The 24,719-nt window shown below is 63.7% G+C and carries 17 protein-coding genes; 11 read left to right on the forward strand and 6 right to left on the reverse strand.

Going from position 1 to position 24,719, the window contains the following annotated elements; all coding sequences use genetic code 11:
- Nucleotides 1-48: 48 nt before the first annotated feature.
- Entirely contained in the window at nt 49-1,257 is a 1,209-nt protein-coding gene (locus tag AC07Y9_RS02785) for an ammonium transporter (RefSeq protein WP_087092777.1), read from the reverse strand.
- A gap of 331 nt (nt 1,258-1,588) precedes the next feature.
- Here AC07Y9_RS02785 and AC07Y9_RS02790 point away from each other — a divergent pair, with 331 nt between their 5' ends.
- From AC07Y9_RS02790 to AC07Y9_RS02835, 10 genes are all read left to right on the forward strand, one after another.
- Nucleotides 1,589-1,903 (forward strand): ElaB/YgaM/YqjD family protein, encoded by a 315-nt coding sequence (locus tag AC07Y9_RS02790; protein WP_007923257.1) that lies wholly within the window; start codon nt 1,589-1,591, stop codon nt 1,901-1,903.
- A gap of 1 nt (nt 1,904) precedes the next feature.
- Nucleotides 1,905-2,291 (forward strand): phage holin family protein, encoded by a 387-nt coding sequence (locus tag AC07Y9_RS02795; protein WP_102679607.1) that lies wholly within the window; start codon nt 1,905-1,907, stop codon nt 2,289-2,291.
- The gene (locus AC07Y9_RS02800) at nt 2,288-2,629 is read left to right on the forward strand and encodes a hypothetical protein (protein WP_087092776.1); all 342 of its coding nucleotides are present in this window, start codon (nt 2,288-2,290) and stop codon (nt 2,627-2,629) included. The genes AC07Y9_RS02795 and AC07Y9_RS02800 overlap by 4 nt, the downstream gene beginning before the upstream one ends.
- A 138-nt stretch (nt 2,630-2,767) precedes the next feature.
- Nucleotides 2,768-3,931: an EAL domain-containing protein gene (locus AC07Y9_RS02805; RefSeq protein WP_102679608.1), complete on the forward strand. Its 1,164-nt coding sequence runs from the start codon at nt 2,768-2,770 to the stop codon at nt 3,929-3,931.
- A 101-nt stretch (nt 3,932-4,032) separates the two neighbouring features.
- Nucleotides 4,033-5,364 (forward strand): deoxyguanosinetriphosphate triphosphohydrolase, encoded by a 1,332-nt coding sequence (locus AC07Y9_RS02810; RefSeq protein ID WP_007923253.1) that lies wholly within the window; start codon nt 4,033-4,035, stop codon nt 5,362-5,364.
- Between the two features lie 858 nt (nt 5,365-6,222).
- On the forward strand, nt 6,223-7,845 hold the full coding sequence (locus tag AC07Y9_RS02815; protein WP_256580932.1) for a ShlB/FhaC/HecB family hemolysin secretion/activation protein: 1,623 nt from the start codon (nt 6,223-6,225) through the stop codon (nt 7,843-7,845).
- Between the two features lie 111 nt (nt 7,846-7,956).
- Nucleotides 7,957-12,915 (forward strand): hemagglutinin repeat-containing protein, encoded by a 4,959-nt coding sequence (locus AC07Y9_RS02820; protein ID WP_102679610.1) that lies wholly within the window; start codon nt 7,957-7,959, stop codon nt 12,913-12,915.
- 296 nt (nt 12,916-13,211) lie between these two features.
- Nucleotides 13,212-13,838: a response regulator transcription factor gene (locus AC07Y9_RS02825; protein WP_007931447.1), complete on the forward strand. Its 627-nt coding sequence runs from the start codon at nt 13,212-13,214 to the stop codon at nt 13,836-13,838.
- Nucleotides 13,839-13,945: 107 nt separating this feature from the next.
- Nucleotides 13,946-16,051 carry an ATP-binding protein gene (locus AC07Y9_RS02830; RefSeq protein WP_256580931.1) on the forward strand — a complete coding sequence of 702 codons (2,106 nt, stop codon included), beginning with the start codon at nt 13,946-13,948 and terminating at the stop codon, nt 16,049-16,051.
- 207 nt (nt 16,052-16,258) lie between these two features.
- Nucleotides 16,259-19,207, forward strand: coding sequence for an HD domain-containing phosphohydrolase (locus AC07Y9_RS02835; protein ID WP_102679612.1), 2,949 nt, complete (start codon nt 16,259-16,261; stop codon nt 19,205-19,207).
- Nucleotides 19,208-19,213: 6 nt separating this feature from the next.
- Here the strand turns inward: AC07Y9_RS02835 and AC07Y9_RS02840 are convergent, their stop codons facing one another.
- The gene (locus tag AC07Y9_RS02840) at nt 19,214-19,696 is read right to left on the reverse strand and encodes a GAF domain-containing protein (protein WP_085531688.1); all 483 of its coding nucleotides are present in this window, start codon (nt 19,694-19,696) and stop codon (nt 19,214-19,216) included.
- Entirely contained in the window at nt 19,693-20,583 is an 891-nt protein-coding gene (locus AC07Y9_RS02845; RefSeq protein ID WP_087092771.1) for an ATP-binding protein, read from the reverse strand. The genes AC07Y9_RS02840 and AC07Y9_RS02845 overlap by 4 nt, the downstream gene beginning before the upstream one ends.
- Nucleotides 20,584-20,747: 164 nt before the next feature.
- On the opposite strand from AC07Y9_RS02845, the gene AC07Y9_RS02850 reads away from it, so the two are divergent.
- Nucleotides 20,748-23,069 carry a hybrid sensor histidine kinase/response regulator gene (locus tag AC07Y9_RS02850; protein WP_102679613.1) on the forward strand — a complete coding sequence of 774 codons (2,322 nt, stop codon included), beginning with the start codon at nt 20,748-20,750 and terminating at the stop codon, nt 23,067-23,069.
- Here AC07Y9_RS02850 and AC07Y9_RS02855 read toward each other — a convergent pair.
- The 3 genes from AC07Y9_RS02855 to msrB form a co-directional block, all read right to left on the reverse strand.
- Complete coding sequence (locus AC07Y9_RS02855; protein ID WP_087092769.1) at nt 23,053-23,514, reverse strand: MarR family winged helix-turn-helix transcriptional regulator; 462 nt, start codon at nt 23,512-23,514, stop codon at nt 23,053-23,055. The two genes, AC07Y9_RS02850 and AC07Y9_RS02855, sit on opposite strands and share 17 nt — an antisense overlap.
- Nucleotides 23,511-23,996, reverse strand: coding sequence for a glutathione peroxidase (locus AC07Y9_RS02860; RefSeq protein ID WP_007931440.1), 486 nt, complete (start codon nt 23,994-23,996; stop codon nt 23,511-23,513). The genes AC07Y9_RS02855 and AC07Y9_RS02860 overlap by 4 nt, the downstream gene beginning before the upstream one ends.
- 113 nt (nt 23,997-24,109) lie before the next feature.
- Nucleotides 24,110-24,502: a peptide-methionine (R)-S-oxide reductase MsrB gene (gene msrB / locus AC07Y9_RS02865; protein WP_009050114.1), complete on the reverse strand. Its 393-nt coding sequence runs from the start codon at nt 24,500-24,502 to the stop codon at nt 24,110-24,112.
- Nucleotides 24,503-24,719: the final 217 nt, after the last annotated feature.

A 24,719-nucleotide genomic window follows, 5' to 3' on the forward strand; every position in this document is an offset into this window, starting at 1 on the left:
CAGCGGCAAGCGGCCCTGGCCGGGTACTCCAGCCTGGGCCGCATGGGATCAGTCCTGGCTGACCGCGCCGATCTTGTGCAGCGAAAGGTCGGCGCCGTAGTACTCCTGCTCCTGCGTCAGGCGCAGGCCGCAGAGCGCCTTGATCGCGCCGTACACCATAAAGCCGCCGACCAGCGCCACCAGCACGCCCAGGCCGGTACCGATCAACTGGCTGACCAGGCTGACGCCGCCCAGGCCGCCCAAGGCGCTCTGGCCGAAGATCCCGCAGGCGATACCGCCCCACACGCCGCACAGCCCGTGCAGCGGCCAGACACCCAGCACATCGTCGATCTTCCAACGGGTCTGGGTAGCGATAAAGCACCAGACGAACAGCGCGCCGGCAATCGCCCCGGTGATCAGCGCGCCCACCGGATGCATCAGGTCGGAGCCGGCGCAGATCGCCACCAGCCCGGCCAGCGGGCCGTTGTGCAGGAAGCCCGGGTCGTTGCGCCCGACGATCAGCGCCGCCACGGTGCCGCCGACCATGGCCATCAGCGAATTCACCGCCACCAGCCCGCTGACCGCCTGCAGGGTCTGCGCGCTCATTACGTTGAAGCCGAACCAGCCGACAATCAGGATCCACGACCCCAAGGCCAGGAACGGGATGCTCGACGGCGCGAACGCCACCAGCTTGCCGTCGCGATAACGACCGTTGCGCGGCCCGAGCAACAGCACCGCGGCCAGCGCCAGCCAGCCGCCCATGGCATGCACCACCACCGAGCCGGCGAAATCATGGAAGCCCGCGCCAAAGTTCTCCTGCAACCAGGCTTGCAGGCCATAGTTGCCGTTCCACACCAGGCCTTCGAAGAAGGGATAGATAAAGGCCACGATCAGCGCCGTGGCGCAGAGCTGCGGGACGAACCGCGCACGCTCGGCGATGCCGCCGGAAATGATCGCCGGGATGGCCGCGGCGAACGTCAGCAGGAAGAAGAACTTCACCAGTCCGTAGCCGTGGTCGGCGCTGATCACCGCCGCCGGTTGCAGGAAGCTGACGCCGTAGGAGATCCAATAGCCTATAAAGAAATAGGCCAGGGTCGAGACCGCGAAGTCGCTGAGGATCTTCGACAAGGCGTTGACCTGGTTTTTCTGGCGCACCGTGCCCACCTCGAGAAAGGCGAAGCCGGCATGCATGGCCAGGACCATGACCGCACCGATAAGGATGAACAGGGTATTGGAACCATGGACCAGAGTGTCCACAGCGCTTTGCAGATTTTCCATGGAATGGGCAGACCTGATATTCAGGAAAAAGCCGCGAGCCGCTCGAACGCTTTTTTGCACCAACTTGGCACCGAAGGTCCTGTCGACCCAGGTATTACGACCCATTTTGGCGCGACGCTTTGGCGAGAGGGATGTATCGCTCGGGTGTTTCCATAAGTGTTGATTTTTTAGGGTAAGGTTTTAGCTGCCAGGCAGCGCATCCTGCGCGCTTTCGGCGCAACCACCCGTGTTTACGCACCAGGACAAAGCAAAAGCTGTACCAGACAATTGCACTGAACCTTCGCGCAAGGCTCATACTCGAACCCTTCAGAACGCCACTACGGAGATAACCATGGCCAGCAAAACCACCAAGACAGCTCAAGAAACACTGATGGCGGACTTTCAGGCACTGGTCAGTGACACGGAACGTCTGCTGGAACACACCGCCACCCTGGCTGGCGACCAGGCGGACCAATTACGCACGCAGATTCACGACAGCCTGCTGCGCGCCCGCGAGACCCTGCAACTGACCGAACAATCGCTGCGCGAACGCGGCCAGGCGGCGGTCACCGCCACCGAAGACTATGTGCAGAGCAACCCCTGGCAAGCAGTGGGCATCGCGGCGGGCGTGGGCTTCCTGATCGGCCTGCTGGCGACCCGGCGCTGATATGGCTATCGATGAATCCGGCTCCACGGCGGGCCAAGGCTCTTCAACGCGGCGCCTGGGCGCTGCTTTCCTGGGGTTGCTACACAGCCACGTCGAACTGTTCGGCATCGAGTTGCAGGAACAGAAAGCCAGAACCGTCAGCCTGCTGCTGTTCGCCGGGCTGGCCCTGGTGTTCGCCCTGTTGCTGTTGATAGGCCTGTCGGCGCTGGTGCTGATCCTGTTCTGGGACACCTATCGCCTGAGCGCCATCATCGGGCTGTGCGTCTTCTATACGCTGGCGGCGCTGTTCTGCGCCCTGCGCCTGAAGGCGGCGATTTTCGACGAGTCCTCGCCCTTCCACGCCACCCTTGAAGAGCTGGCCAACGACAGGGAGCGCCTGCTGCCATGAGCCTGCCTGACATCCCGCAAACCAACTCCCGGCGCGAGATGCGCAAGGCGCTGATCCGCCTGCGCATGGAAATGCACCGCCAGGAAATCCGCCACGAATCCCATCAACTGCTGCAACCCTTGCAGCGGGTCCGTGGCCTTGGCCAGAGCTGGCAACAGGGCTTGGGCATCAAGCACGCGCCGTTGTGGGGCGTGGCTGCCGTGACCCTGTTGGGGTTTCTCACCGGCAAAGGCGCCAAGAGCGGCAGCGTCAGAAGCTTCGCCCGGCTGGTGCGGCTCAGCGCCGGCCTGTTGCCGCTGATCAAGCTGGTCATGCAAGGTTCTTCGAACAAGCACTGAGCCGGCGCCATCTGGCTGCATTCTTGCAATCATTCCCGCAATAGCTGCGCACCCGACCTCTCCCACGAGAGGTCGGGTCGTGCCTGCCTGTTGCGTCGGCGCAGCGCCAGGATCAACAAGATCAACCAAGGAGGCCCCGTGATCGACGGGCAACCGCTTGCCTGCTTCCAACCCTTCATCGACACCGCCACCGGCCGTATTGCCGGCGTCGAAGCCCTGGGCCGCCTGCGCCAACCGAACGGCCAACTGCTGTCGGTCGGCCCATTGTTCAACGATCCCCGGACCTCCTCGAGCGCCCTGCGGCGGCTCGACCGGCTGATTCGCGCCGACGCCCTGGGCCGCCTGCATGAAGCGCCCGACGACTGGTTCCTGAGCATCAACATCTCGCCCCGCTGGATCAGCCGCCTGCGCGCCGGCCAGCCCTTGCCGAGCCTCAGGCAATTGCAGCAACAGGGCGTCGATCCGCGGCGCGTGGTCTTCGAAATCACCGAACTGAGCGGCAACAGCCAGCGCCTGAGCGAAGTGGTGGCGCGCTACCGCGAAGCCGGCGTGCGGATCGCCATCGACGACTTCGGCGCCGGCTACTCCCAGCTCGACCGGGTGCTGGCCCTGCAACCGGACATTCTCAAGCTCGACATGCGCCTGTTCCAGGCCGCGGCCCGTGGCGGGCCCAGCAGCGACGTGGTCAAGGCCCTGGCGCAAATGGCCGAGAAAACCGGCTGCTGGATCATCGCCGAGGGGGTCGAGAGCGAAACTGAACTCAACTTCGCCCTGGAATGCGGCTCGCGGTATGTCCAGGGCTTCCTGTTTGCCCGGGCCGAGCAGGCGTTCTTCGCCAGCGATGCTTTCGTCGCGCCTTTTGCCCGGGTGCGCCAGCGCTATGTGCAACAGAAACTGGCCGAGCGCGGACGCCTGATGCAGATGCGTCAGCAACTCACGGAGCTGATGACCCTGCTGCAGGACTGGGCCCAGGCCCGGGCCCCGATCGAACGGTTGCCCCAGCTGGATGCCTTTCCCTGGTTGCTGCGTTTCTATCAGTGCGATCGCCACGGCACCCAGCTGACGCCGAACCTGGAATGGCGCCACAACCGCTGGCAGGCCGACCACAGCTACGTCGGCCACAACTGGTCGTGGCGCCCGTACTTCTATCACCTGCTGGCCGAAGGCTGGGACGAGCGACGGCTGACCCTGTCTAACACCTACCGCGACGCCACCAGCAACCAGTACTGCCTGACCGCCGGGCAGTTCTTCGACAATGGCCAGCGCCTGCTGTTGATCGATATCGATGCCGCGGGGCTTTAGTGGCGTGCGTGGTCGGCCCCGTTATTCAACCTGTTCCCCTTGCAGGCGCTGGCGCGAACCGGGAAGCTAGCCCATCAGTCATTCGACGGAGAGACCCCGCCTTGGATTGGCATACCCTGCTTACCCGCGAACGCCTCGGAAAGCCGCTGCACAGCCCTGAAGAGCTGGGCCGCAGCCCCTTCCACAAGGACCACGACCGCATCATCTTCTCCGGTGCCTTCCGCCGCCTGGGCCGCAAGACCCAGGTGCACCCGGTGTCCAGCAACGACCACATCCACACGCGCCTGACCCACTCCCTGGAAGTCAGCTGTGTCGGTCGCTCCCTGGGCATGCGGGTCGGCGAGACCATTCGCGACGCCCTGCCCGAGTGGTGCGAACCCAGCGACCTGGGGATGGTGGTGCAATCTGCCTGCCTGGCCCACGACATCGGCAACCCGCCGTTCGGCCACTCCGGCGAAGACGCGATCCGCCACTGGTTCCAGCAGGCCGCCGGGCGCGGCTGGCTGGACGCCATGCACGAAAACGAGCGCAACGACTTCCTCAACTTCGAAGGCAATGCCCAGGGGTTCCGGGTGCTGACCCAACTGGAATACCACCAGTTCGACGGCGGCACGCGGCTGACCTACGCCACCCTCGGCACCTACCTGAAGTACCCCTGGACCGCGCGCCACGCCGACTCCCTGGGCTACAAGAAGCACAAGTTCGGCTGCTACCAGAGCGAATTGCCGTTGCTCGAACAGATCGCCACCAAGCTCGGCCTGCCGCAACTCGAGGAACAACGCTGGGCCCGCCATCCGCTGGTGTACCTGATGGAAGCCGCCGATGACATCTGCTACGCCCTGATCGACCTCGAGGACGGGCTGGAGATGGAGCTGCTCGACTATGCCGAAGTCGAGTCGCTGCTGCTCGGGCTGGTGGGCGACGACCTGCCGGAAACCTATCGCCAGCTCGGCCCGCGGGACTCGCGCCGGCGCAAGCTGGCGATCCTGCGCGGCAAGGCCATCGAGCACCTGACCAACGCCGCCGCCCGGGCCTTCGTCGAACAGCAGGACGCCCTGCTCAGCGGCACCCTGCCGGGCGATCTGGTGGAGCATATGCACGGCCCGGCCAAGCGTTGCGTGCTCAATGCCAAGGACATCGCACGCAAGAAGATCTTCCAGGACAAGCGCAAGACCCTGCACGAGATCGGCGCCTACACCACCCTGGAAATCCTCCTCAATTCGTTCTGCGGCGCCGCGCTGGAACAGCACGGCGGACGCACGCCGTCGTTCAAGAACCGGCGGATTCTCGACCTGCTGGGCAACAACGCGCCGGATCCGAACGGCTCGCTGCATGCCTCCTTCCTGCGCATGATCGACTTCATCGCCGGCATGACCGACAGCTACGCCAGCGAAATGGCCCGGGAAATGACCGGGCGTTCCAGCCCGCAATGACCCGCCGTCGAGCGGCTACCTCGCGTTATCGAGGTGGCCGTTCGAACGGTTTCTCGTGAGTCGACAACTAAGGGATCCCCCTAGTCTGTTGTAAGGCAGTAACCGGACACCGCCGTTACTTCAACTTTGACATCCCGGCCATTTCACACTGCATTGAGAGTGCCGTTCACTTCCAGCAAGTTCGCCAGGCGCCATCCAGATCGACAATATTCCACGCAACCGCACCCACCTAGAGCACTTGCTCTATAACTAGCGACATTGACCGATACATGCCGCCCGATAAGCAAGCCAACTAGGCTGAATTAAACAGATCGTTAACGACACAACCAAACATCCTACCTTTACCTTTCGATACATCTGCCTAGCCTTCAGGCAGAAACCCTTGCAGCACAAGGCCCCTAAGGATTCCCCACGATTACAAATTCCGTACAAATCGACTTTATCGTTTCCGCTAGTCTCGAACCGTAATGGGTTAACCAGGATTAATTTCACTCCGCGACAGATCGTTCCCCTTTCATGACCCTGCCCGAATGATCGGTGCAAAAAACAAATAGCAAGCGAACTAAGTACCCACACTAAAACTTCGGCTTCACCTGTTAGTTCAGCAGGCATTTGCAAAATAATTTCACCCCTCGCTGTAACAAAGAGCACGCCCAGGACTCAAGCGTCAAAATGGAAGTGAGTACACGGAATGAATCCGTGTCGATAAGTTGTTCCCGCACTTCCTCATCCGTTTTCCACTATTAAGGATGTCGAGTGCCCTATACGTCCTCAAGTCACCCAAGCTGTCACCCTGGCCTGCGCGGCTGGTTGCTGCTCTCGCTGCTGGCCGGGGCCCTGCCCGTGGCCGCCGCCGATATGCCACAACCGGGTCAGGAAGCCCTGCGCCTGCAGCAACAGCAACAGCGCGACCTGCAACAACTGCAGCTGGAACAGCGCCAGCGCCAGTTGCAGCGCGGCAGCTTCGGTACGCCGGCAGTGGCTCCCGCCGAAACCGCCCACGGTGGCGAGGATGAACAGTGCTGGGCCCTGAGCGGCACGCGGATCGCCGGTGTCACGCTGTTCAAGAAAGACCGGCTGAACCGCCAGCTCGAACCCTATATCGCGCCCTGCATGGGCGTGAACGGGATCAACCGCCTGTTGGCGCAGATCACTCGGATCTATGTCGAGGCCGGTTACATCGCCAGCCGCCCTTACCTGAGCAGCGCCCCCGCCGCCGGCCATTCGCTGGATATCGTGGTCGACGAAGGGTATGTCGAGGCCGTCGAACTGGCCGACCAGAGCCTGCCGGTTTCCCTGGCCGGGGCCTTTCCCGGCATGCTCGGCGAACCGCTGAACCTGCGCGACCTGGAACAGGGCCTGGACCAGCTCAATCGCCTGCGCTCCCTCGACCTGACCGCCGATATCGCCCCCGGCAGCCAGCCTGGCGCCTCGCGGATCATCCTGCGCTCGCGCAGCAGCGGCGCTTCGCGCTGGGCCCTGGGGCTGGGTGTGGATAACCTCGGCAGCGCCAGTACCGGGCGCGATCGCAACTCCGTCAACCTGAGCCTCGACAGCCCGCTGCAACTCAACGACGCGCTCAACCTCAACTTCAGCGACACCCTCAATCACGGTCCGCGCTACAGCCGCAGCGCCAGCGTTTTCTACTCGATCCCCTACGGCTACTGGACCTACAGCCTGTTCGCCAGCCATGCCGAGTACCGTGCACCGTTCAAGCTCAGCAGCGTGACCTTCTACAACAGCGGGCGCACCGACCTGCTCAGCCTGCGTGCCGACCGCGTGCTGTGGCGCGACCAGGGCCACCAGTTGAGCGCCAACCTGCAACTGGCCCACAAGGATGTCGACAGCTACCTGGAGAAGGTCCGCCTGGGCATCCAGAGCCCGACCCTGACCGTGGCCGAAGCCGGGCTCAACCTGTTCTGGCTCGACAGCGCGGTGTGGAACCTCGACGTCAATTACGCCCAGGGCCTGACCTGGTTCGGCGCCGACCGCGACTCGCAACAGGTACAGAAAAACCTGCCGCAGGCGCAGTTCCGCAAGTACCGCGCCAGCCTCAGCCAATGGCGCAATGGCCGCTTCGGCAGCCAGCCCTGGCAGTGGCAGAGCCAGTTGTCGCTGCAGTACAGCCCCGACCCGCTGCCGGCCATCGAACAACTGCTGGGCACCGACGACTCCGCCGTGCGCGGCTATCGAGAAAACAGCGCCTCGGGCGCCATCGGCGGGATCTGGCGCAACACCCTGCGCCTGCCGTTGCAGAACGATCTGCCGGTCAAGCTGACCCCGCGCCTGGCCTTCGACCACGGCCGGATCAAGGCGCAAGAGGGCGCCAGCAGCGAGCGCCTGAGCAGCGCCAGCATCGGCCTGAACCTGAGCTGGAAGAACGTGCAAGTCGACGTCGACTACCAGCACAGCCTGGAAACACCCGACCGTTTCCACCATGAATCGCCCACCTGGCTGACCCGCCTGAGTGTGCAGATCTGAGGTTCCGCGAACCGTGCATCAGCCTGAAAAAAACAGCCGAGCCTGAACACCACAGCAGCGTTGCAACGAACAACGCGCACTGCCACTCGGCCCACACATAGAGAGCTTCTTATGCCCGACAACACATCTGTGTTTCACCTGTCCCCCAGGGGCAAACTGCGCCTGGCCATCGCCAGCCTGCTTCTGGTCTCCCATCTGCCGCAGGCGCTGGCCGGCGGCATCACCGTGGCCCCGGGCCCGGGCGGCATCCCGCAGCTGCAGAACCAGAACGGCGTGCCTATCGTCAACATCGTCGCGCCCAATGGCGCCGGGCTCTCCCATAACCAGTTCCTCGACTACAACGTCGATCGCCAGGGCGTGGTGCTGAACAACGCCCTGCAAGCCGGCGCCTCGCAACTGGCCGGGCAGTTGGCTGCCAACCCGCAGTTCCACGGCCAGGATGCCAGCGTGATTCTCAACGAGGTGATCAGCCGCAACGCCTCGGCGCTCAACGGCACCCAGGAGATCTTCGGCCGCGCCGCCGACTATGTGCTGGCCAACCCCAACGGCATCTCGGTCAACGGCGGCAGCTTCATCAATACGCCGAACGCCAGCCTGCTGGTCGGCCGCCCCGAGCTCAACGACGGCAAGCTGCAAGCCCTGAGCACCCGTGACGCCAAGGGCCAGTTGACGGTCGAGGGCCGAGGCCTGAGCAACACCAAGGGCAGCATCAACCTGATCGCCCCACGCATCGACAGCCAGGGCGACCTTACGGCCGGCGACCAGCTCAACCTCACCGTCGGGCGCAACCGCGTGGACCCGGCCAGCGGCAAGGTGCTGAGCACCGACCCTGCCGCTAACACCAAGGAGCAGCGCATCGACGCCAGCTTGTTCGGCGCCATGCAGGCCGGACGCATCAACATTGTCAGCACCGCCGAAGGCGCGGGCGTGCGGGTCGGCGCGGTGCAGGTCAAGGGCGACAACGGGGTGAATATCGCCTCCGCCGGCGACCTGCACATCAGCGGCCAGGCCAGGCCCGACAGCCTCGACGCCACCCGTGCCGGCGTGCACAGCAGCCAGGGCGACGTCCAGTTGCGCAGCGGCCAGGACCTGACCCTCGCCGCCACCGATGTCAGCGCTCGCGACATCAAACTCGACGCCGGGCGCAACCTCACCCTGAGCGCCATCGAAAGCCGCAAGCTCCAGGAAAAGCGCGAGCAGTGGCACAACAGCACCATCGGCATCACCTGGGAAACCTACGACCGTACCCTGACCGACAGCGACAGCCGTCAGCACGGCAACCAACTGACCGCCCGCCGCGATGCCGAACTCAAGGCCCGCGCCAACACCGAAATCCAGGCCAGCCAGATCAAGGCCAAAACCAAGCTGACAGTCGACAGCGGTGCCGACCTGCGCCTGACCGCCGCCACCGAAACCCACGAACAACGCGACCAGGGCCGGCACCGCAAGCACCTGTGGAAAGCCGACTGGGACAAGTCCAGCAGCGAGCAACGCAGCATCACCAGCCAACTGGAGGCTGGCGACGACCTGCAACTGACCAGCGGCAAGCAACTGCAACTGCAGGGCGCCGAACTGGCCAGCACCAATATCCAGCTGACCGGGCGCCAGGTGGACATCACCAGCGCCAGCCGCACCCAGAGCAACAGCGACAAGTCCTACTCCGGCGACCTGGTCGGGGGCAGCTTCTTCGGCAAGAACGGCGACGGCGACAAGGGCAAGACCCTGAACAAGGGCAGCAAGGTCAATGCCAAGGGCGACCTGATCGTCAAGGCCGACGAGGTCCGCATCAGCGGCAGCCAGGCCCGTGGCGGCAAGCAGGCCAGCGTGATCAGCGAAAAAGGCTCGCTGACCATCGACGGCGTGCAGGACCGCTCCCACGACAACAACTACAGCAAGGACAGCAAGTTCTTCGGTATCACCAAGGACGAAAGCCGGCAGAACCGCAAAGACAGCACCACCGTCACCAGCGACCTGCGCTCGGACAGCAACCTCAAGCTCGAAAGTGCCAAGGACATCGCCATCAGCGGCGCGCACGTGGCCGCGACCGGCGAGCTCAAGGCCGAGGCCAGCGGTGACATCAAGATCGACTCGGTGCAAAACAGCTCGCAGAGCGAAAGCACCACCCACACCCGTGGCTTCGACGCCTATGCCAAGGAAAATGCCCCGGGCACCCGGCAATACCGCGCCGGCGTGCGTTACGAAGACCAGCAGAAAACGGTCAAGACCGACGACACCCAACAGCAGGGTTCGAGCCTCAGCGGCGGCAGCCTGCAAGTCGCAGCGGGGGGCAACCTGAGCGTCAAGGGCGGCGACCTGAAAGCCACCCACGGCGATGCCAGCCTCAGCGGCCAGCAGGTCGAGCTGCTGGCCGATCACGACCAAAAGAGCAGCAGCACCGACACCCGCACCACCGGCGGCGGTTTCTACTACACCGGCGGCCTGGACCGCGCCGGCAACGGTGTGGAGTTCGCCCACAGCAGCACCCAGGACACCCGCGATACCCGCACCGCCAACACCACCGGCATCAATGCCACCGGCAACCTGACCATCAAGGCCGGCAACGCCCTAGTGACCGAGGGTGCCCAGGTCAAGGCCGGCGACAAGCTGCTGGTGAAGGCCGAGCAGGTCGACAACCGCGCGGCGCACGACAGTGAGTCCACCAGCCACAAGGAAAACACCTGGAGCGCCGATATCGGCGCCAACGTCGAATACAAGGGTCTGACCCGCCCGGTGGAAAAAGCCATCGAAGGCGTGGCCCAGCGCAAGTTCCATCAACCGGGCCTGCTCGATGCCCTGGAACAACCCAATGTTGGCCTGGACGTGGAAGTCGGCCACCAGAACAAACAGCGCACCGAGCAAGGCAGCACCGCCGTGGTCAGCCAGTTCACGGGTGGCCAGGTCGAGGTCAAGGTCGCCGGCCAGCTGCAGGATGAAGGCAGCCGCTACGAGGCGACTCAAGGCGCGCTGAAGATCGACGCTGGCAGCCAGGTGGCCAAGGCCGCCAGCGATACCCACAGCAGCAGCGAGCAGGCGCTGGACGCCAAGGCCGGCGTGCGGGTCTACACCACCACCGGCGAGGACGTGAACGTACGTGGCAGCGGCGCCGGCGGCAGCAGCGACAAGCGCAGCGACAGCAGCAAGGCGGTGGTCGGCAGCTATGTGGGCAAACAGGGCGTGGACATCGCGCTGAACGGCGATGGCCAGTACGAAGGCAGCCGGTTCGATGGCGGCGACGCCGGCGTCAAGCTGCACAGCGGCGGCGAACTGGCGCTGAACCAGGCCAATGACCGGCAGAACAGCAGCGACTCCAGTCTGCGCGGCGATGCCTCGCTCACCGTCGGCAGCGCACCGGGCGCCAACGGCAATAACCTCAACCTCGGCGCCGGCGTACAACTGGACCACAAGCGCCTGGATCAGCAGGACAGCCAGGCGCGGGTAGCGACTATCCAGGGCAAGGGCCCGGTCGAGTTGACCAGCGGCGGCGACCTGATCCTCCAGGGCACCACCATCGGCAGCAAGACCGCCAAGACCGGCGACATCAACCTGAACGCCGGCGGCAAACTCGACCTGCAGGCCGCGGTCGATACCCATAGCAGCCAGGGCAGCAACCTCGGTGGCGGCCTGACGGGCGGCGCCAGCAAGACCAGCAGCGAGCAGAGCAGCGGCAAGAGCGCCAACCTGAGCGCCAACTTCAACATCGGCCGGGTCTCGGAACAGGACCAGAACCAGACCGGCGGGCAACTGCACAGCAATGGCCAGGTAACACTCGCCAGCGGCTCCGACAGCACTACCGCGCTGCACCTGCAGGGCACCCAGATCGAGGCCAAGGGTGTCACCCTCAGCGCCGACCAGGGCGGGATCTACCAGGAGTCGGCGCAGTCCACCCAGGCTCACAACAACTGGGGCCTGACCCTGGGCGCCGGCGGCAACGGCGGCAAGACCACCCGGGCCGACGCCGGCGAACACGACTCGCCGAAAACCGATCGCGGTATCCACGCCCGGGCCAAGATCGACGTCGAGCAACTGCACAGCACCACCCAGCACAACAGCCTGATCAAGGCTGACCAGGTGACGCTCAATAGCAACGGCGACACCCATCTGGCGGGGGCGCGCATCGACGCCAATCAGGTCGATGGGCGGATCGGTGGCGACCTCAAGGTAGAGAGCCGCAAGGACCAGCTCAGCAGCACCACGGTCAACCTCGACGCCCGCCTGGACGCGGAGAAAAACCAGCCTGGTGTGGTCGACAAGCTGACCAAACAGACCGGCCCGCTCAAGGACAAGCTGCAGGCCAAGGCCGAAGGCGGTTTCGACAAGCACCGCGAGAAGCTGGAAAACGTCGTCGACAAAGGCACCGAACGCCTGACTGCGGCCAAGGACAACCTGGTGAACAAGGCCGAAATCGCCAAGGAACGCCTGGGCGAGAAATTCACCCGCAGCGGCAGCTATGACGTCAACCCGGAACCCAAGGGCGCCTTCGGTCGCGGCGTAGACAAAGCCAAGAGCTACCTCGCCGACAAGACCGAAGTCTTGGGCGATCGCTTCTCCAGCCTCAAGGAACGGGTCTGGCCGAAAACCAGCGACAGCTACGCCGTCAGCGAGAAAACCGGCGCTGGCAGCAAGCTGACCAACACCGCGCAAGGCGTGCTGTTCGGCGACAAGAGCGGCAACACTTCCTACACGCCGACCCTGAACCTGAATGTCAGCCGTCAGAGCAAGGACAGCGTGGCAGAGGCTTCTGGCATCAGTGGCAGCCGCGGGGTCAACCTGCGGGTGTCGGGTGAAACCCAGCTGAGCGGCGCGCGGATCGGCGCCAGCGAAGGCAAGGTCGACCTCGGCGGCTCGACCGTCACGAGCACCGCGCTGGCGGGCACGGATTACCGCGCCGACGTCGGGCTCAACCTGTCGAAGTCGCCGGTCAACCTGGTCCTTGGCGCCAAGGATGAGCTGACCCGCAAGCAGGACGACGCCACCCGCAACGACCAGGCGTTCAACCTGGGGCCGCTGCGCGTCGGTGGCCATAGCGACAGCCAGCTGCTGCAGGCCGGCATCGATCAGAAAGCGCCCTGAGGCAAGCGCTCCGTGAGCGGCTGCCCCCCATGAACGGGGGGCAGCCTTGCCTGGCTCCCTTCTCTTCTCAGCGCCCTTTATTGCCCTGCGAAAAAGTGCACTAAACCTCCAACATCTCCTTACCTTTTACATGGCTGGATACTCATTCCTACTTTCAACTGAAAAACTGCTGTAATCCGAAACCGTCTTTCATGTAAGAACTGCCTTATTGTCCCCAACCCCGCCTTAACCCGCATATATCCACTGTCCTGCCTGCGCTAAGGTCCAGACCTGTATTTATTTCCACGGGTTTGACCATGAGTTCTGTTTTCATCATCGACGACCATCCCGTTATCCGACTGGCCATCCGCATGTTGCTGGAACATGAGGGTTATAAAGTCGTCGGCGAAACCGATAACGGTGTCGATGCCCTGCAAATGGTTCGCGACAGCATGCCGGACCTGATCGTGCTCGATATCAGTATCCCCAAGCTCGACGGGCTGGAACTGCTGCTGCGTTTCGGCGCCCTGGACAAGTCCTTGCGGGTGCTGGTGCTGACGGCGCAATCGCCGGCCCTGTTCGCCGCGCGCTGCATGCAGGCCGGGGCCTGCGGCTATGTGTGCAAGCAGGAAGACCTGAGCGAAGTGCTCAGCGCCATGAAGGCGGTGCTATGTGGTTACAACTACTTTCCGAGTCATGCCCTGCAAACGCCGCGTCAGGATGAAACGGCAAACAACGAACTGAGCCGCTTGATGTTGCTCAGCGATCGGGAATTGATGGTGTTGCAACTTTTTGCCAAGGGCAGCACCAGTACGCAAATAGCCAACAGCATATTTCTCAGTGGCAAGACCGTCAGTACCTATAAAAAAAGAATCATGCACAAACTTCGCGCGACTTCCATGGCGGAACTTATCGAGTTGGCACAACGTCACGAACTGGTGTGAGAAACAGGATGTTCAAACCCATTCTTTATTATTTAACCCTGACGGCCACGGCAGTTTCGCTGTTCCTGTTGTTTGGCCTGGTCGAGGCCGGGCAACCAGAGTCCGCAATGACATCCCTCCCTCAGTGCCCAGACTCGGCGCCTTGTCTTGAATCGGCCGCCGCCCCGCCTCTCGATAACGGCCATCGCGGGCTGCTCCTGCTCGCAGGCCTGGGGCTCGGCGTGCCGCTGCTGGCGTCCCTGGGCTGGAATGCCTGGCTGCACCGGCGACTGGCCCAGCAGCAACAGGCCACCCAAGACTTCAGGCAGCAGCTCGCCTTCATGCAGGCCTGGATCGACGGCGTGCCGCATCCGACTTACGTGCGCGACCGCCAGGGCCTGCTGCAAAGCTGCAATGCCAGCTACCTGGAGCGCTTCGCCGCCCGGCGCGAAGAGGTCATCGGCAAAAGCCTGTTGCAGGGACTTTTGGACGATCCCCAACAGGCCCGCGAATATCACACCGACTACCAGCGCGTCATGGCGCAAGACAGCCCGCTGTTGCGTGACCGGCCACTGCGCCTGAACGCAGAGGAACTGACCGTCCAGCACTGGGTCCTGCCCTACCGGGACGCGAACGGCGAGGTCCAGGGCATCATCGGCGGCTGGGTCGATATCAGCGAACGCCATCGGCTCAGCGACAGCCTCAAGGCCGCCCTACAACAGGCCGAAGCGGCCAGCCTGGCGAAAAGCGCTTTCCTGGCCAGCACCAGCCACGAACTGCGCCGCTCCATGAATGCCCTGATCGGGGCGCTGGAACTGCTGCGGCAGCGCTCCGACAGCCAGTCCCAGGACCGTCCGGTCATTGAAATGGCTTATCGCTCGGCCCGGGCGATGCAGGGCCTGGTCGACGACACCCTCGATATCGCCCGCATCGAATCGGGGTGCCTGGACCTGGCGCCCGAATGGCTCGAGCCGCGCGCCCTTGTCGAATCCATCGTCAGGGAGTTCGACAGCCAGGCCCGGGAGAAGCACCTCAAGCTGCTACCGACCTTCCACTCCAGCGTCGAGCCGGTCGATGTGCTGCTCGACCCGCTGCGTTTCAAGCAGATCCTGGGCAACCTGCTGCACAACGCGATCAAGTTCACCGAACAGGGTCAGGTCAAAATCCATCTCGACCTGCAAGCGGCCACGCAGCCGCAACAGGTGCGGCTGATGCTGCAAGTGACGGACAGCGGCATCGGCATCGACGAGCAGGATCAGCACAGGCTATTCGAACCCTTCTTCCAGGCCCAGGCTCGCACCCCATCCAGACCTGACGGCGCAGGGCTGGGCCTGACCCTTTGCCGCCACCTCTGCGAGCTCATGCAGGGCACGCTGCAACTGACCAGCCAGCCGGGCATAGGCACGGAAGTCCGGGTCCTGTTGCCGCTGGCCTGTCAGCCAGCGCGAAAACCCGCACCCCTCGTCGAGCCACTCATTGCCCCTGCCACCCGGGCCTTGAACGTACTGGTGATCGATGACCATGCGGCGGATCGCCTGCTGCTGAGCGAACAACTGCACTTTCTCGGGCACCGTTGCCGCACCGCCGAAGGCGTCGAGCAAGGCTTCGAGCTCTGGTGCAAGGGGTTCTTCGACTTGCTCATCGTCGATTGCAACATGCCGGGCATGCACGGCTACGACCTGGTCCGCGCCATCCGCGAGCATGAACGCCTGGAGTCCCGCGCGGCTTGCCGGGTATTGGGGGTGACCGCCAGCCCCAGGCCGCGAGAGAGGCAGCAGTGCGAACAGGCCGGCATCGATGACTGCCTGTTCAAGCCTGTCGGCCTGGCGACCCTCGGCCATAAACTGGCGGGCCTGCAACCGCGGCCCTGGAATGGCGTGTTCAGCCTGAAGGCGCTGCGCACCCTGTCCCGCGGCAAACCGCAGTTCGCCCTGCGCATCCTTACCGAACTGCTGCATTGCAGCTACCGGGACCGCCAGCAACTGATGGCCCTGCCCTGCGAGCCCCCGCGCCAGGCACTGGCGGAACTCGCCCATAAGATCAAGGGCTCGGCCCTGATGGTGCAGGCAAAAGACCTTGAAACGCAGTGCGAAGCCCTTGAGCAGGCTGTTTTGCAAGACGCGGACAGGCAAACCCTGATGCAGCGCAGAACCGCCCTGGAACAGGCCATGCTCAAGCTCGAACGGGCCCTGCTATGGCAAATCGATCAACAGCACAGCCCGGCCACGACCTGATCCCCATCGCCAGCGCAGCAACTTGTGGTGCGGCTAGTTGCCAGACAAATATCAAAAAGCCACTATCCTGTCAGTCGGCCCCAAAAGCCTCATGGCAATGCAATTCGCAACGCCCCCCCGGAGCTGCCTCCCCTGAGCGCAATGCACCTGCCTTAACTATGCTCAAACGTTGAGTTGCGCATCACGCGCCCCCTGGAGAGAGCTGCAATGCCAAGCACGCTGTCGTTCGATAAACGCCGATTTCCTCTCCATGTGCATATCAGCGTGATGTTCACCTGCCTGCTTCTGCTGACCGGCGTGGTGCTGGGCTTTTTCAATTACCAGCAGACCACCCGCATCATCCTTTCCAGCAGTGAAAAACTGTTCCAGCGCATCGAACAGGACGTGCAACTGGACCTGAAAGCGACCTACGAACCGATTCGCCATCTGCTCAGCCTGCTGGTGGGCAACCCGGCCATCCAGGCCGGCGACCTCGAGCAACGCCTGGCGCTGCTTGGGCCTTTCAGCCAATCGCTCAAGGACAACCCCGACCTGGCCTCACTCTATGTGGGTTATACCGATGGGGATTTTTTCATGGTCCGGCCCTTGCGCACCCAGGCTTTGAAACAAGCTCGCCAGGCCCCTGAAGCCGCGGCCTATGAAGTCTGGAGCATCGAGCGTGACCGCCACACCGGGCAACTGCATTCGCAGTCGCTGTTCTATGACGCCAGCCTCGGCCCCGTCAGCCGCCGCGACAACCCCCAGGAATCCTACGACCCGAGCGCCCGCAACTGGTTTGCGGACGCCAAGGACGACACCGATCAGATCACCACCGAGCCCTACGTCTTTTTCTCGACCCGCAACGTCGGCACCACCCTCGCCCGCCGCAGCGGCAACCATGCGGTGATCGGGGCCGACCTGACCCTGGAACAACTCTCGGCGACCCTGGCCAAACATCGGGTCACGCCCAGCACCGAAATCGCCCTGGTGGATGGCAATGGCCATGCCGTGGCTTATCCGGACAGCCGTCGCCTGATCGTCGAAGAACAGAGCGCCCGGCTGATCCGCGCCAATGACCTGGACCCGGCTCTCGACGCGTTGCTGCAAGGCAAGGCCCAGGGCAACCGCCTGCGGCTCGGGGATCGCCAATGGATAGTTGCCAGCCGGCACCTGCAGGAAGGTGGACCCGGTGGGTTGCAGCTGGCGCTGCTGGTGCCCGAGGACGAGTTGCTGACGGACGCCTATCGCATGCGCTGGCAAGGCGCACTCATCACCTTGGGCATTCTGCTGTTGTGCCTGCCGCTCGGCTGGCTGACCTCGCGCGTGCTGGTCAGGCCGCTGCGCGCCCTGGTGCAGGAAGCCGATGCCATCCGCAGCTTCGATTTCGATTACCCGCTGACCCGCCGCTCACCCGTGCTGGAAATCGACCAGTTAAGCGTGTCGATGGCCCGCATGAAGGACACCCTCGCCAGCTTTTTCGAGATCACCGCCAGCCTTTCCGCGGAAACCCGCTTCGACCCGCTGCTGCAACGGGTGCTGGTTGAAACCATGAAGATCGGCCAGGCCCAGGCCGGGCTGATCTACCTGCGCGAAAACGATGGCATGAACCTCAAGCCCCACGGCCTGATCATCGCCGGTGTTGTCCAGGACTTGCAGGCGTTCGATGTACGCAGCCAGGACATCCAGCACGAGGCAAGCCCCGCATGGCTGCGGCAACTGGCGAACGGCGAGAGCCTGGTCACGACCCTGGGGTTCGAGCAGGCGGCCGACCTGCAAGGCGTACTGCTGGCGATGAACTGCCCCAGCGTGCACCTGATCGGTATCCGCCTGCACAATCGCCACAACGAAACCGTCGGCATCCTTGTGCTGCTGCTGGCCGACAGCGGCCAGGAAGCCGACCTGGAAAAACTCGGCCCGGACCGCGTCGCGTTCCTGCAGGCGGTTTCCGGCGCCGCGGCGGTCAGCATCGACAGCCAGCGCCTGCAGAACCGGCAAAAACAATTGCTCGACGCCTTCATCCAACTGCTGGCCGGCGCGATCGACGCCAAGAGCCCTTACACCGGCGGGCATTGCCAGCGGGTGCCGGCGCTGACGCTGATGCTCGCCCAGGCCGCCGCGGCCAGCCAGCAGCCGGCGTTCAGCGCCTACCAGCCCAGCGAAGATGAGTGGGAGGCCTTGCATATCGCCGCCTGGTTGCACGATTGCGGCAAGATCACCACCCCCGAGTACGTGGTCGACAAGGCCACCAAGCTGGAAACCCTGAACGACCGCATCCATGAAATCCGCACCCGCGTCGAGGTACTCAAGCGCGATGCCTGGATCGACTACTGGCAGGCTCGCGCCCAGGGTGGCGATGAGGTTTCCCTGGCCGCGACCCGCGATGCAAGCCTGGTGGAACTGGACGACGACTTTGCCTTTATCGCCCATTGCAACCTGGGCACCGAAGCCATGGGCGAGGCCGATCTGCAACGGCTGGCGAGGATCGCCCAGCGCACCTGGAGCCGGACGCTGGACGACCGCCTGGGCGTGTCATGGGAAGAAAACCACCGCCAGCAACGCACACCGGCGCCGACCCTGCCGGTCACCGAACAGTTGCTGGCCGACAAGCCCGAGCAACTGATCGAACGCAACCCCGCCGAGCTGATCCCGGCGGACAATCCCTGGGGCTTCAAGCTCGATGTCCCGCCTTACAAATACAACCGTGGCGAGCTGTACAACCTGAGCATTGGCAAAGGCACGCTGACCCGGGAAGAGCGCTACGTGATCAACCATCACATGGTGCAGACCATCCTGATGCTCAACCACCTGCCCTTCCCCAGCCACTTGAGCAGCATTCCCGAGATCGCCGGCGGCCATCACGAGAAAATGGATGGCAGCGGTTATCCCAAGCAGCTGAAACGGGAGCAGATGAGCCTGCCGGCGCGGATGATGGCGATCGCCGATATCTTCGAAGCCCTGACGGCGGCGGACCGTCCCTACAAGAAAGGCAAGACCCTGAGCGAAGCGCTGGGCATCATGGCAACCATGTGCCGCACTGCCCATATCGATCCGGAACTGTTCGAGCTGTTCATCCAGACCGGGATCTACCAGCAGTACGCCGACCGCTTCATGCAACCGCAGCAGATCGACGGGGTAGACCCCGAGGCCGTGCTGGGCAAGGCCGGGCTCAGGGGCTGACGAGGCTCAGCAGTCGGTCAGGCGCAGGAAGATCGCCGCCAGGCGCTCGATGCCGGCCTGGTCCTCGAGGGTGAAACGGGCGATTTTCGGGCTGTCCAGGTCCAGCACGCCGATCAGCCGCCCTTCTTTGACCAGGGGCACCACCAGCTCACTGTTGGAAGCGCTGTCGCAGGCGATATGCCCGGGGAACGCGTGCACATCCTCGACCCGCTGGGTCTGCAGGCTCGCTGCGGCCGCGCCGCACACACCACGACCGAAGGGAATGCGCACACAGGCGATCTGGCCCTGGAACGGGCCGAGCACCAGTTCCTCGTTGCGATTGAGGTAGAACCCGGCCCAGTTCAAGTCGTCCAGCTGGTTGAATAGAAACGCCGAGAATTGCGCGGCGTTGGCGATGAAATCGCGCTCGTCGGCCAGCAACGATTCCAGCTGGGCGCACAGCAAGGCATAGCCGTCCAGGCCTTTGCCGGTGTTCTGCAGATCAATCATGCTTTTTGCTCCAACAACTTCAAACCTACCCAGTAGCGCGCGAACTGATACGCGCAGCGACCATTGCGATTGCCACGGCCGGTCGCCCAGCGCACGGCGAGGATGTCCAGGGCTTCGTCACGCTGCCATTGCAGGCCGGCCTTGCGTCCCAACTCGCCGATCCAGTGCTCGACCACGTTCAGGTAGTGCTCCTGGGTGAAGGGGTAGAACGACAACCACAGGCCAAAACGGTCCGACAAGGCAATCTTGTCTTCCACCGCTTCGCTCGGGTGCAGCTCGCCATCAACGCGCTTCCAGTTCTCGTTGTCGCTTTCCTTCTCCGGAACCAGGTGCCGGCGGTTGGACGTGGCGTACAGCAGCACATTGTCCGGGGCCTGCTCCAGCGAGCCGTCGAGCACGCTCTTGAGGACCCGGTAGTCGCCCTCGCCCGACTCGAACGACAGGTCGTCGCAGAACAGCACGAAACGCTGCGGCAGCTTGACCAGTTGCTCCACCACCCGCGGCAGGTCGGCCAGGTGATCGCGCTCGATCTCGATCAGGCGCAGGCCGTGCTGGGCATGCTCGGCCAGCAGCGCGCGGACCAGCGACGATTTACCGGTGCCGCGCGAGCCCCACAGCAAGGCGTGGTTGGCCGGCAGGCCGTCGAGAAACTGCCGGGTATTGCGCCCCAACTGGTCGCGCTGGTTATCGACCCCGATCAGGTCGGACAGGCGCATGTCCAGGCTGACCTCCAGCGGCAGCAGGAAGCCGCTGCGGCCTTCACGCTGCCAGCGCGCGGCCAGGCATTGGGTCCAGTCGATGGCTTGTCGCGGCGCGGGCAACAGCGGCTCGATACGCGCCAGAACCGCATCGGCGCGCTCAAGAAAAGCATTCAATCGAGATTCCACGACTTCTCCTCGGGCAGGTTCCCAGTAATGATGTGGCACGCAGACGCAACGACCTTGCGCATGCCAGGTCTACCGCAGGCGAACGGCGCCGAGCCCTGCCGGCACACACTGATGATCAGCTATGCTTGCCCAGCGAAGGGAAACGGAAATTGGTTCAACACCCCATGGACATCAAGTTCACCAACCGCCTGTCTTACAAGCAAGCCAGGCTCACTGTGCTGGTCGGTTTTGTCCTGGGGACGGCGCTCAGTCTGCTGCAAATCGGCATCGATTATGCCAGTGAAGATGCCTCCATCAACCGGGAAATCAACGCGCTCCTGGAAATCAGCCACAATCCGGCCTCGCGTATCGCCTACAACATTGACGCCGAGCTCGCCCAGGAGCTGACGCTCGGCCTGCTGCGCTCGCCGGCGATCATCCGCGCCCGGCTGATCGACAACAACGACACTTTGCTGGCCAACGTCACCCGGCCGGCCCAGCAAAGCTCCTACCGGATGCTCAGCGACTTCCTGTTCGGCGCCAAGCGCGAGTTCCAGGACCGCCTGTACCTCGATCACCTGCCCTCGGAATCCCTCGGCGTCCTGCACCTGGAAGTCGACACCTACTCGTTCGGCAGCCGCTTCCTGCGCCGTGCGGAAATCACCCTGATCAACGGTTTCGTGCGCAGCCTGATCCTCACCGGGCTGCTCCTGGCGCTGTTCTACGTGATGCTGACCAAACCCCTGGTCGGCGTCATTCGCGAACTCAGCGGGCGCGATCCGCGCAGCCCCGACCAGACCCGGCTGGACTTCCCGCCCAGCCACGAACAGGACGAGATCGGCGTGCTGGTCAAGGTCGCCAACCAGCAGTTCGACAACATGGCCACCGAGATCCAGCAACGGCGCAATGCCGAAAACCGCCTGACCGACTATCTCGGGCAGCTGGAAAACATCGTCTCGGCGCGCACCACCGAGCTCAAGGCGATCAACGACCGGCTGAGCCAGTCCAACGAAGAACTGGAAGTCGCCCGTAGCACCGCCCTCGACATGGCCCAGGCGCGTGCCGCCTTCCTGGCCAACATGAGCCATGAAATCCGCACCCCGCTCAACGGCCTGCTGGGTATGATCGCCCTGTCGCTGGACAGCCCGCTGAACGCCGAACAACGCCAGCAACTGTCGATCGCCCACGACTCCGGCAAAGTGCTGGTGGAGCTGCTCAACGATATTCTCGACATGTCCAAGTTCGACGCCGGCCAGCTGGAACTGGAGCGCATCCCCTTCGACCTCGGGGTACTGGTGGAAGACACCGCCAACCTGCTGTCGCAGAACGCCGCGCCAAGCGTCGAGCTGGCCTGCCTGATCGAGCCGGAGTTTCCGGCCCTGGTCCTCGGCGACCCCACGCGCGTGCGGCAGATCGTCAGCAACCTGCTGTCCAACGCCCTCAAGTTCACCCGCTTCGGCCGTGTCGATGTGCGCCTGCGTACGTTCGAGGACGGGGTCAGGATCGAAGTCTGCGACACCGGCATCGGGATCGCCCGCGAGGCCCAGGTGAAGATCTTCCAGCCCTATACCCAGGCCGGTGCCGGGATCACCCGGCAATACGGCGGCACCGGCCTGGGCCTGGCCCTGACCTACAACCTCTGCGAAGCCATGCAGGGGCGCCTGAGCATCAGCTCGGAGGTGGGTTTCGGCAGCCAGTTCTGTGCCGACCTGCCGCTGCCCTGCCACACGCCAGCCAGCCCACCGCCGCCGCTGCACGGCCAGGTACTGGCCATTACCTCCGAAGGCAGCGGCCTGGCCGAACTGTTGAGCGTGCAGTTGCCGTTCTGGGGGCTGGAGTATCGGCGCTGCGATCTCGACGAGTCACTGCTCGGGCAGGAGCCGGACCTGTTGATCACCGACTGCCCGGAATGCCTGTTCGGCCTGCGCCCGAGCATCGGCGCGCCGATTCTGCTGGTCACCGCCTACGGTAGCTTCCTGCCCAGCGAAGAAGCCAGCGCCCTGGCGCCGTTGCAGCAACAGGCGCGGCCATTGGCGCGCAACGCCCTGTATCAGACCCTGCGCCGGGCCCTGCTGGCCGAAACCGCGGTGATCAATGAAACCCAGCTGGAAACCCTGGCGCCCCTGCGCCGCGCCTTCATCCTGCTGGTGGAGGACAACCCGGTGAACCAACTGGTGGCCAAAGGCATGCTGAGCAAGCTCGGCTGCGAAGTGACAGTCGCCTCTCAGGGCGCCGAAGCCCTGGACGTGCTGGAGCACCAGCATTTCGACCTGGTGCTGATGGACTGCAACATGCCGGTGATGGATGGCTACGAGGCCAGTCGGCAGATCCGCCGCAGCGGCCGCTGGCCGGACCTGCCGATCGTCGCCCTGACCGCCAATGCCATGCCCGAAGAGCGCGAGCGCTGCCGGGCCGCGGGCATGAGCGACTACCTGTCCAAGCCCTTCCGCCGTGAAGAGCTGATTGCCCTGCTGGACCTCTGGGTGCCGACTACGACGGCGCTTTGACCTGGGCCAGCAGACGGTCCAGGCCATGGCGCAATTCGCTCAGGCTGTCGAGGTCGACCCCGCTGTCGCATAACAGCGCCGCCTTGAGCGGCGGCACCTGATCGCGCAGCGCCAGGCCGGCCGCGCTCAGGCTCAGGTGCACCTCGCGCTCGTCCCGGGACGATCGCTGGCGCTGCACCAGTTGCAGCTGTTCAAGGCGCTTGAGCAACGGCGTCAGGGTCCCGGAATCCAGCGCCAGGCGTTCCCCCAGCGCCTTGACCGTCGGCAGCTCGGGGGGCGTGGCCTGCCATTCCCAGAGCACCAGCATCACCAGGTACTGCGGGTAGGTCAGCCCCAACTGGTCGAGCATCGGCTTATAGCCCCGCACCACGGCCCGCGAGGCGGCGTACAGCTTGAAGCACAGCTGGCTGTCGAGTTTCAGCGAATCGGCGAACAGATCGGTCATTTGAGCAGGGCTTCGATCTCGCCGGTCAGGTCCTGGGGCTTGGTGGCCGGGGCGAAACGCTTGACCAGCGCGCCGTCCTTGCCGATCAGGAACTTGGTGAAGTTCCACTTGATGCCCTGGGAACCCAATACCCCCGGCGCGCGTTTTTTCAGTTGCACAAACAGCGGATGCGCCTCGGCGCCATTGACGTCGATCTTCTTGAACAGCGGAAAGCTGACGCCGTAGTTCAGCTCGCAGAACTCGGAAATGGCCCCTTCGTTGCCCGGCTCCTGCTTGCCGAACTGGTTGCAGGGAAAGCCCAGCACCACCAGGCCCCGGTCCTTGTAGGTCTGCCACAGTTCTTCCAGGCCCTTGTACTGCGGGGTGAAACCGCACTTGCTCGCAGTGTTGACCACCAGCACGGCCTTGCCGGCGAAGTCGGCCAGGGTCTTTTGCTCGCCCTTGATGGTGGTGCACGGGATGTTCAGCAATGTGTCACTCATGGTGCGGACTCCGAAAAATGAAAGGTCCGATAAAAGTAGTACTCAATTAAATTGTGCGCAATTTAATAAATCGAAAAGCGATTCCGAAAAATCGCCTTGGCCGCTCGCTCCGGTCAGCGTGGAACCAGGTCCAGGCACACCGAGTTGATGCAGTAGCGCAGGCCGGTCGGCGGCGGACCGTCCGGGAACACATGCCCCAGGTGCGCATCGCATTTGGCGCAGACCACTTCGGTACGGATCATGCCGTGGCTCAAGTCACGGATCTCGACCATGGCGCTCTCGCCAATCGGCTCGTAGAAGCTCGGCCAGCCGCAACCGGAGTCGAATTTGGCCTTGGAGTCGAACAACGGCGCATTGCAACAGATGCAGTGATACACACCGTCGGTCTTGGTGGCGTTGTACTTACCCGAGAACGGCCGTTCGGTGCCTTTGAGACGACAGACGTTGTACTGCTCCGGATCGAGCATGGCACGCCATTCTTCAAGGGTTTTTTCCAGCTTTTCCATGGTCCTTCCTCTGCAACTGAAAAAGCCCGATCTGTATCTTTTCCACGGATCGGACGGCACGTATGATTGCGCCTCGTTAGACGCCAGTCTGGCAGCCGTGTTACACGGGTTCAAACGGATTTTGCCGCCGCGAACCCAGGCTTCAGGCCTGTGTGCAAACGCAGGATTCCCAGTACGGTAGCTCACTCACCGTCTGGATCGTTCATTTTCGGGAACA

The organism is Pseudomonas sp. GW456-L12, from assembly GCF_059424045.1.